We start from the raw sequence: 8009 nt of genomic DNA on the forward strand, positions 1-8009 counted from the left end.
CCTTGACTCACGACCAGCACCTGCCCGATGACACCCACGCTGAGCTGTCAGCGTCGCCGCAGTCCCCTACGCTGACAGAACGTCTGCGGCGGGCGTTCGGACGGACGGCTCCTGGCGGAGCCAGTAGTACCCCGAGTCCGACTCCTGGCCGGTCTTCGGGGGTCTCCGCCCCGGGGGTGGCGGAGACGGCCCAGCGCCGGGGGGCGCCGGGCCAGGTGCCCGTGGCCGAGGACGGCCTCGACCTGGACAACCTTCATGCCACCCAGCAAGCGATCCTCCGCCCGACGCCTACTGACGTTCCCGCCGTCGGCGAGCCCTCTGTGCAGGGTGTCCAGCCAACGATCCGCCGGTTCACCGGCGACGCGCGCCTCAAGCGCGTCGGGCCCTTGCGCTTCACCGACGACGAGCGCACCAGCCTGCGCGAGGCCGCAGCCGAGCATGGCTACAAGGGCGCATCCGGCTTCGCCGCCGACGTCGTCCTCGCCTTCGTCGACGGCCGCTTCACCGCGAACCTCCCCCTGTCCGAGGACCGCCGCCGCACCCACATGTTCCGTGCCCAGGTCCTGCGCGCCCTCAACCGCATCGGCGTCAACGTCAATCAGATCGCCCGCGCGCTCAACAGCGACCTCAACCCGCCTGACATTCGCCAGCGCCTCGACGAACTCGACCGCTTGCTCACCCTGATCGCCGAGGCCCTGCGTCAGCCCGCCGACACGAGGAGGGCTGATCCGCGTGATCGCCGCCATCAAACCAGCCGGGTCCAACACCCGCGGTCTGCTCGCATACCTCTACGGCCCCGGCCAGCACGACGAACACCTCGACCCGCACCTCGTCGCCGCCTTCGCCATGCTCGGCATGCCCGACCCCGGCCGCGACGAACACGCCACCCTGACCGAACTTGGCCACCACGTCGACGAGCCCGTACGCCTGCGCAACAGCGAGTTCGGCAAGCCTGTCACCGATCACGTCTGGCACTGCCCCGTCCGCGCCGCACCCGAGGACCGCTACCTCTCAGACACCGAATGGGGCGAGATCGCCCAGCGCATCGTGCAGGCGGCCGGCATCGCCCCCGAAGGCGACGACCTGGCCTGCCGCTGGATCGCCGTACGCCACGCCGACGACCACATCCACATCCTCGCCACCACCGTCCGGGAGGACGGCCGCCGCCCCAAGCTCCACGGCAGCGGCGTACGCGTCGGCGACGAGTGCCGTCAGATTGAGGACGACTACGGGCTCCGCCGCCTGAAGAACGGCGACCGCACCGCCGAGCGTCGCCCCACCCAGGCCGAAATGCACAAGGCCGATCGCCTCGGCTGGGAGCAGACCAGCCGCCAGTGGCTCCAGGACCGCATCCGATTCGCCATCCCCCATGCCACCAGCGCCGAGGAACTCCTCGCCTACCTCGAAGCCGGCGACATCCTGGTCAAGCCCCGCCGCGGCCCCTCTGGAGACCTCCTCGGCTACGCCGTAGGCCGCCCCGGCGACCTGAACAAGGACGGCGAGCAGATCTACCACCCCGGCGGGAAGATCGCCCCCGACCTGTCCCTGCCCAAGCTGAAGGCCCGCCTGGAGACCCGCGCCCCCGAGGAACACCCCACCGCCCGGCGCAACCGACCCGACACCGCCTGGCATCAGGCCACCGAAGCCCTCGACACCCTCCACACAGAGATCACCGGCACGAGCGCCGACGACGATGGGGACGCACGAGCGCAGGCGCACATCTCTGCCCTGGGCGAACTCATCGAAGCCACCGCCCAGAAGGCCCCCTCAGACATCCGTGCGCAGCTGCATGCGGCCAGCCGGGCCTTCGCCCGTGCGCAGCGCTCTCAAATCCGTGCCGAAGACCGCGCCGCCCACGCCCTGCGGTCTGCGGCTCGCGACATCGTCAACACTGCCACCGGGCCCGACGGCAGTGCCCTCGCATCTCTGACCGCCGCACTCGTCTGGGCCGTCGTCCTCGCCGCCCGCTGGCACGAGGCCAAGGGGCACGCCCACCAGTCCGACGCTGCCCACCAAGCCGTCCAGCACCTTCAGTCAGCGTCCGACGACGCGCTCAGTCCGACGCTCACCGAACTGTCAGCCCGGCCCTTCATGGAGGAGACCCGTCGCATCCTGGCCAACGACGTACGCGCAGCTGTCCCCGAACACGCCGAGCGGATTCTCTCCGATCCCGGTTGGCCCGCGCTCGCCACGGTCCTCTCCGACGCCGAAGCCGGCGGCCACAAACCCCACCAACTCCTCAAAGAAGCCGCCGCCCGCCGTGAGCTCGGCACCGCCCACAGGCCCGCCCGCGTCCTGATCACCCGGATCCAGCACACCAGCCGTAACCCCGCACCCAACCGCCGCGCCGAAGCAGCCCGCCTACGAAGCACCACCGCGTCAGCCTTCAGCGCGCCGCCCCCCGGCACCCAGCCGCGCGCGACAACCACCCCCACGAGCCAGCCGAGCCGACCTCGTCGCTAACCGTTGAGGAGAGCCAGATCCATAGAGACCGGTCAGCAACAGAGGCCATGCCCCCGCCGTACTCATCGCCACCCAGCCTGGAGCCAGCCAACCCCGCTGATGCGCGTACGTAACGACGGCTGGGCCGGTCACCACACCTTGTGACCGGCCCAGCCGCCGGAGAGTGCCAATGCCCCGACAGCACTGTGAAGGGGCGTCACAGGCTCGCTGACCTCCGACAGCCTCATCCACGACTGAACAGGCCGCCCCGCGCCCGATGTCTGCCGACACGGCGTTCGCCAGGTTGCTCGGGCGCGGGGGCCGTGCTCACCGGGGTCTGACGAGCCGGTTCATCGTGAAGGAGAAGGGATTGCCAGACCTGCTCCTGCAAAACGCGGATGCACGGGCCGCAGGCGAACATGGCTGCCTGCGCGCCGGCCACGCTCACGGGGCCGATCCACAGGACACGGGTCCATCGCTGGCCGCAGTAGAGCCAGCAGATTCCGTCCGTCCATGTATTGCCGTCGTCGGTGTCTGCTGCGGCGGGCAGACCGCCGCGCGCGAACTCGGCGATGCCGGGTATGACCCGAGGCGTCACGGCCAGTTCTATCAACACAGCTCGGTCCTCAAGATTACTCGCTCGGTACAGCTGCCCTGGACAGAGCGTGCTTGTCGGCGTCGGCGAAGAGGAGAGTGGGTTCGGCCAGGATGTCCCTGCCGGACTCGCTCTTGTAGATCTCATCGACGCTGCCGAAACGCGCTTCGGAGTAGTCGAGGTCGAGCAGAGCGGCTGCCTGGCGGACCGATGCCTCGTCGGGGCCCTCGATCTCGACGAAGGTGGGGAGGTCCGGCCAGGTGTCAAAGTCGAAGGCGACCTCGCCGAGGCGCCATTCCTCGCGGTAGTTCTCCTGGTACCGGACCTCGCGCATGCCGAGGCTGCGCAGGATCTCGGCCATGGCGTGCAGGTCGGTAACCTCGGTCTCGATCTCGGTGGTGCCGTTGATCGTGGTGGCGTCGGTGACCTGCTTGAGCGTGAGCGTCGATCGGGTGCCCTCGTCCCGCAGTCGCACCCAGGCGCCTCCTTCGAGTGCGTCGTTCTCGAAGATCTTGCGGGTCAGGAGGGTACGCGGGAACGCTTGAGTGGCGCCTAGGGTGGTCAGCTTGGCCTGGAGGCCGGTGACGTCGATGGCGAGGAACTTGGCCTCGTACTCGTGCTTCACGGGTTCGTCCTTCGTACTAGGAGGGGGTGCGGGCCGCGAGGAGCAGGCCCATCCGATGGGTGTGGTCCTGGAGCTGGCCGATGTGGGCTCGCTCGGTGAACTCGTTCGTGCGCAGGGTCAGCAGGACGTCCCAGTCGCCGATGAAGTGGCGCCTGAGCTTCTCGGGGGACGTGTAGTGCTCGATCAGGTGCTGGCGCTGGGTGATGGGCATCATGAACTCCGCCCCGTACAGGCCGCTCTCGGTTACGGAGGACTGCATGCGGGTGACGAAATCAGCGAGCGGGCGATGATGGTTGGCACTGTAATGCCAGGAGCAGCTCGTCCAGATGGCATCGCAGGGCGTGCCCGAAGGCTCCCATTGGAGGAAGTCCTCCTCCACGATCTGCACGCGGTCGTGGAGTGATTCGAGCTTGAGGCGGTCGAGGAGGCCCATCGCGTGGGCCCGGTTGTCACCCGGGAGGATGACCTCGCCACCATGCAGAGCGAGCGGGTCGTGCTCTACCGCGATCACCTGGTAGCCGGCGGAAGCCAGGGGCAGGACGAATTTTCCGTCGCTCGCCCCCACGACCATGACCGTGGCGTCAGGAGCGGCACGATCCTTCAGCGCGGCGAGGAACTGGGGGAAGAACGTGAGGGTGTGCTCCCACAGGCTCTGCGTTTGCACGGTGGCGGGCTCCTTGCGTGTCGATGGACAGGATCGTCTGGAGAACCTCGTCGGGGTCCAGATGTGTGGTGTCCACGTGGTGCATCGGGAACTGGGCATAGGCGTCGGAAACGCGGTCTGCCATCTCTTCTGCCAAGACGTCCCAGCGGGAGGCCGGTTTGATGCGCTCGGCGAGCCTGCGACCGCGCTCGCCTTTGCCGCACGTCAGTTGGTACGTCACGGGCTGGGGCAGGCTGGGTGGGAGCCTGACGCCGAGGCTGGCGCCGAGTGCCTGGTGGTTGGCCAGGCAGCGGGCGAAGTAGCTCTCCACGACCACCGAGGTGCCCTCGGCCAGGAGACGCCGGATCTCATCGGTCACGGTGAACAGCGCGGACAGGTAGAAGCACATCCGGGCCTCGGTATTTGCCCGCCGGTCCACCTCCCGGCGCAGCGGCTGGTAGAAGAGAGGCACGGTCGGGACCAGGACGGCGCGGCGGGCCGCGGCCAGCATCGGAGCGATGGTCGACTTTCCGGTTCCGCGGAGCCCTTCGAGGCTCTCGAACAGCGGACCGTCAGACACGGCCGTACACCACATCCGGTACCGCGAGTGTGAGCTCATCGGTGGGGGAGGGCCGGTGGTCGATGTGGTCGGCGAGCTTGTCGTACCAGAAGGCGTGCGAGTCCTTGCCCACGGCCTTGCAGGACATGGTGAGCGCGCCGCGGGGGTCTGCCTCGATCCGCTCGATCTCGACGGGGCCCCCGTCAGGAACGCAGGTGTCTGGGGCACCGTCCGCGGACAGGTCCTCGTCGACGATCACCTCGATCTCCAAGTCGGCCGCATCGAGCCGGCTCCGGAGGCGGGTGTAGGCCGTGGGCTCGGTGATCAGGAGCTCGGGGTGAGCGGCTGCGTTGCCGACCGGCCGGAGGCAGTGCAGTTTCAGCTGCTCCACGCCGTAGCCCTGGAGTACGCGAGCGAGCGGCAGTACCTCTTCGATGTTGCGTGAGGTGACCGTCATGGTGGCACCGGTGCGGACACCGAGGTGCTGGGCGATTTCGAGGGCGCTTAGCGCGCTGCGGTAGCTTCCGAACTTGCGGATCTGGTCGTTGGTCGAGCCGATGCCCTCCAGCGATACCCGGAGCAGGTCCAGGTCGGGGGCGATCTCGGTCAGCCGACGCTCGATCCGGTAGCCGTTGGTGCAGATCTCGACCCGCAGGCCCAGGTCCCGCTTGGCGTACTGGACGACCTGGGTGAGGTCCCGGTAGACGAACGGTTCGCCGCCCAGCAGGGTGACAGCTTCGGTGCCGTACTGGTCGCGCATGAGGGTGAGGAGGTTGATCGCCTCGTCCGCGGTGAAGGCGTCGGCGTGCTGGAGCCGCTTGCCATGGAAGCAGTGCAGGCATTCGAAGTTGCAGCGGTACAGCAGCTGCACGTACAGCATCCGGATTCTGTGGATCCCGGTGACTTCGCTGATCACGAGGGTCTCCTTCGGGCGTTTTCCTGGTGGGAGACCTGATATTGGCGGGACAGGTGCGGACCCCGTCACCGCGTATCGGGACGCTCCAAGGACGTCCTGGGACGTTTTCAGGACGCCGCGAATGCCTCCAGGATTCCGAGCACATGAGCGGTGTCCGTCAGGTCGGGCAGCACCCTTTGAGCACCGGCAGCGGCCAGTTCCTCGGCGCTGTGGACGCCAGAGGCGACCCCAATGATCTCGGAGCCCGTGGCGATCGCGGCCTCGACGTCCCTGGGCGTATCGCCTACGAGTACGACGGGCACGTCGCCCTGCGCTTCTCGCAGCCGTTGAGCACGCTCACGGGCGACAGCGACCAGGTCCGGCCGCTGGAGAGCGTCAGCACCATAGGCGCCAACTCCCAGATCGAGCAGGGAGTCAAGGCCGAAGGCCGATACCTTCACCCGGGCGTTGGCCGCGATATTGCCGGTGAGTACCGAGGACACCCAGGCACTGCGTACGGAGGCTTCCTTCAAGATCTCACGCACGCCAGGCAAGGCTGTTCCGCGTCGGCTGAGCTCGGGCAGACGCGCGGCACCTGCGGCCGTGAGGGCTTCCTCGACAGCAGCCCAGGCCGGCTCAGACACACCGTTTCGGTGGAACATGTCGCGCATGATCAGGCGATCCGTACGACCTTCCGTCCGCGCCGGCCCCATGGGCTCTCTCCCCGACAGCGCTGTGAAGGCAGCGGCGTAGATCTCCTTGCTGACCCCGGCATTCTCGATCAGCGTGTGGTCGATGTCCCACAGGACGATGAGCTCCATACGCCCAGCGTAAGCACCCTGGTCGCGCCGTCGACGTCCCGCAGAACGTCCCGTAACGTCCTTGCCGCTCCCAGCCCCTTCAGCTTGTATGGCGCCTGTGAACGAGCGACTGCACTCCGTACTCGCCCAGCGCGGCATCCCACCCGAATCCCTCGCCGAAGTCTGCGAGGTAGACCCCAAGACGGTGAGCCGATGGCTCGGCGGACGTGTTCCCCACGCCCGCCACCGCTTCCGCGTCGCCCGGCACCTGCGGGTGGAGGAACTGTTCCTCTGGCCAGCACCGGAACGCTCAGCCCTACAGCAAGCCGCCGGGGCAGAGCAGGAGCTCGTCACCACCTACCAGAACCGAGCGAGCGTCCCACGGGACACATGGCTGTCGCTGCTCAAAGGCGCGCAGGAGCAGATCAGCGTCCTCGTCTTCTCCGGCACCTTCTTTGCCCAGTCCAACCCCCACGTCGCCAAGATGCTCGCCGAGCGCGCATCGGACGGGGTGCGAGTGCGGCTCTGCTTCGGCGACTCGAACGGCCAGGCAGCAGCCATTCGAGGCCGAGAGGAGGGCATCGGCGACACCCTCGCCGCGAAGATCCGCGCCTCCCTCACCTACTACCGGCCTTTACTCTCCGAGGCAGGCTGCGAGGTCAGACTGCACGACACCACGCTCTACACCTCCATGTTCCGCTACGACAACGACCTCCTGGCCAACCCACACGTCTGGGGCCAACCGGCCAGCGCCAACCCCATCCTGCATCTCCGCAGAGCTGACACCGCAGGGTGGTTCGACAACTACGCTCAGAGTTTCGAAGCTGTCTGGGCCACCGCACGGCCCTGGACACCAGACCGGGAGGGGCCCTCGTCACATGGGCAGGACTGAGTACTACAACGACCCCAAGGCCCCCAAAGCGAACACGCTCATCCCCGCCAACAACCTCCTCGTCGTCGACGAAAACGGCGCCATACTGCTCCAGCGCCGCCGGGACACCGGCCAATGGGCCCTGCCGGGCGGCGCCCAGGACATCGGCGAGACAGCGGCCCAGTGCGCTGTGCGTGAGTGCCTGGAAGAGACCGGGATCATCGCCGAGGTCACGGGTTTTCTGGGGGTTTATACGAACCCGCATCACATCGTGGCCTACACCGACGGCGAGATCCGCCAGCAGTACGAGAACACCTACATCGGCCGCCCCGTGGGCGGCGAGCCCACCATCAACGATGAAGCCGACGGCGTCCGCTACGTCCAGCCCAACGACCTGGACGACTACGACATCCACCCCAGCATGCGTCAGCAAATCGGCGACTACCTCGCCGGCACGTATCCCTACCTGGGCTGAGTGGCTAGGTGTACTGACCCGTGAGGTTGGGGACGCGGCTGGCGGGTGGCTGGCCCTTGAGCGCGGTGTGTCCGCGGTGGTGATTGTAGGTGTGGAGCCATCGC

General features: G+C 67.8%; 9 protein-coding genes and 1 pseudogene. 4 read left to right on the forward strand and 6 right to left on the reverse strand.

Annotated elements, in window-relative coordinates:
- Positions 1 to 545 precede the first annotated feature (545 nt).
- Positions 546 to 629, forward strand: a pseudogene (gene mobC / locus ACIRJR_RS32490) (plasmid mobilization relaxosome protein MobC); the annotation flags it as partial.
- 103 nt (positions 630 to 732) lie between these two features.
- Positions 733 to 2463: a relaxase/mobilization nuclease domain-containing protein gene (locus tag ACIRJR_RS32495; protein WP_403787302.1), complete on the forward strand. Its 1731-nt coding sequence runs from the start codon at positions 733 to 735 to the stop codon at positions 2461 to 2463.
- A 223-nt stretch (positions 2464 to 2686) separates the two neighbouring features.
- On the opposite strand, the gene ACIRJR_RS32500 is transcribed toward ACIRJR_RS32495, so the two are convergent.
- The 6 genes from ACIRJR_RS32500 to ACIRJR_RS32525 form a co-directional block, all read right to left on the reverse strand.
- Positions 2687 to 3058 (reverse strand): hypothetical protein, encoded by a 372-nt coding sequence (locus ACIRJR_RS32500; RefSeq protein WP_403787305.1) that lies wholly within the window; start codon positions 3056 to 3058, stop codon positions 2687 to 2689.
- Positions 3059 to 3074: 16 nt separating this feature from the next.
- Positions 3075 to 3662, reverse strand: a complete 588-nt coding sequence (locus ACIRJR_RS32505) for a class IV adenylate cyclase (RefSeq protein ID WP_364943812.1) — start codon at positions 3660 to 3662, stop codon at positions 3075 to 3077.
- A gap of 16 nt (positions 3663 to 3678) precedes the next feature.
- Positions 3679 to 4326, reverse strand: a complete 648-nt coding sequence (locus ACIRJR_RS32510) for an SAM-dependent methyltransferase (RefSeq protein WP_403787308.1) — start codon at positions 4324 to 4326, stop codon at positions 3679 to 3681.
- Entirely contained in the window at positions 4244 to 4885 is a 642-nt protein-coding gene (locus tag ACIRJR_RS32515) for a hypothetical protein (RefSeq protein WP_403787311.1), read from the reverse strand. The genes ACIRJR_RS32510 and ACIRJR_RS32515 overlap by 83 nt, the downstream gene beginning before the upstream one ends.
- A complete protein-coding gene (locus tag ACIRJR_RS32520; protein ID WP_403787314.1) occupies positions 4878 to 5780 on the reverse strand; it encodes a radical SAM protein in 903 nt (300 codons plus the stop codon). The genes ACIRJR_RS32515 and ACIRJR_RS32520 overlap by 8 nt, the downstream gene beginning before the upstream one ends.
- Positions 5781 to 5887: 107 nt before the next feature.
- Positions 5888 to 6580: an HAD family hydrolase gene (locus tag ACIRJR_RS32525; protein WP_403787316.1), complete on the reverse strand. Its 693-nt coding sequence runs from the start codon at positions 6578 to 6580 to the stop codon at positions 5888 to 5890.
- 97 nt (positions 6581 to 6677) lie between these two features.
- Between ACIRJR_RS32525 and ACIRJR_RS32530 the strand changes: the two genes are divergently transcribed.
- Together ACIRJR_RS32530 and ACIRJR_RS32535 are read left to right on the forward strand one after the other, a co-directional pair.
- Complete coding sequence (locus ACIRJR_RS32530; protein WP_403787319.1) at positions 6678 to 7451, forward strand: XRE family transcriptional regulator; 774 nt, start codon at positions 6678 to 6680, stop codon at positions 7449 to 7451.
- Positions 7438 to 7905: an NUDIX hydrolase gene (locus ACIRJR_RS32535; protein ID WP_403787322.1), complete on the forward strand. Its 468-nt coding sequence runs from the start codon at positions 7438 to 7440 to the stop codon at positions 7903 to 7905. Before ACIRJR_RS32530 ends, ACIRJR_RS32535 begins: the two co-directional genes overlap by 14 nt.
- Positions 7906 to 8009 lie beyond the last annotated feature (104 nt).

The sequence above is a fragment of the Streptomyces sp. NPDC102402 genome (genome assembly GCF_044765765.1).
GTDB lineage: Bacteria > Actinomycetota > Actinomycetes > Streptomycetales > Streptomycetaceae > Streptomyces.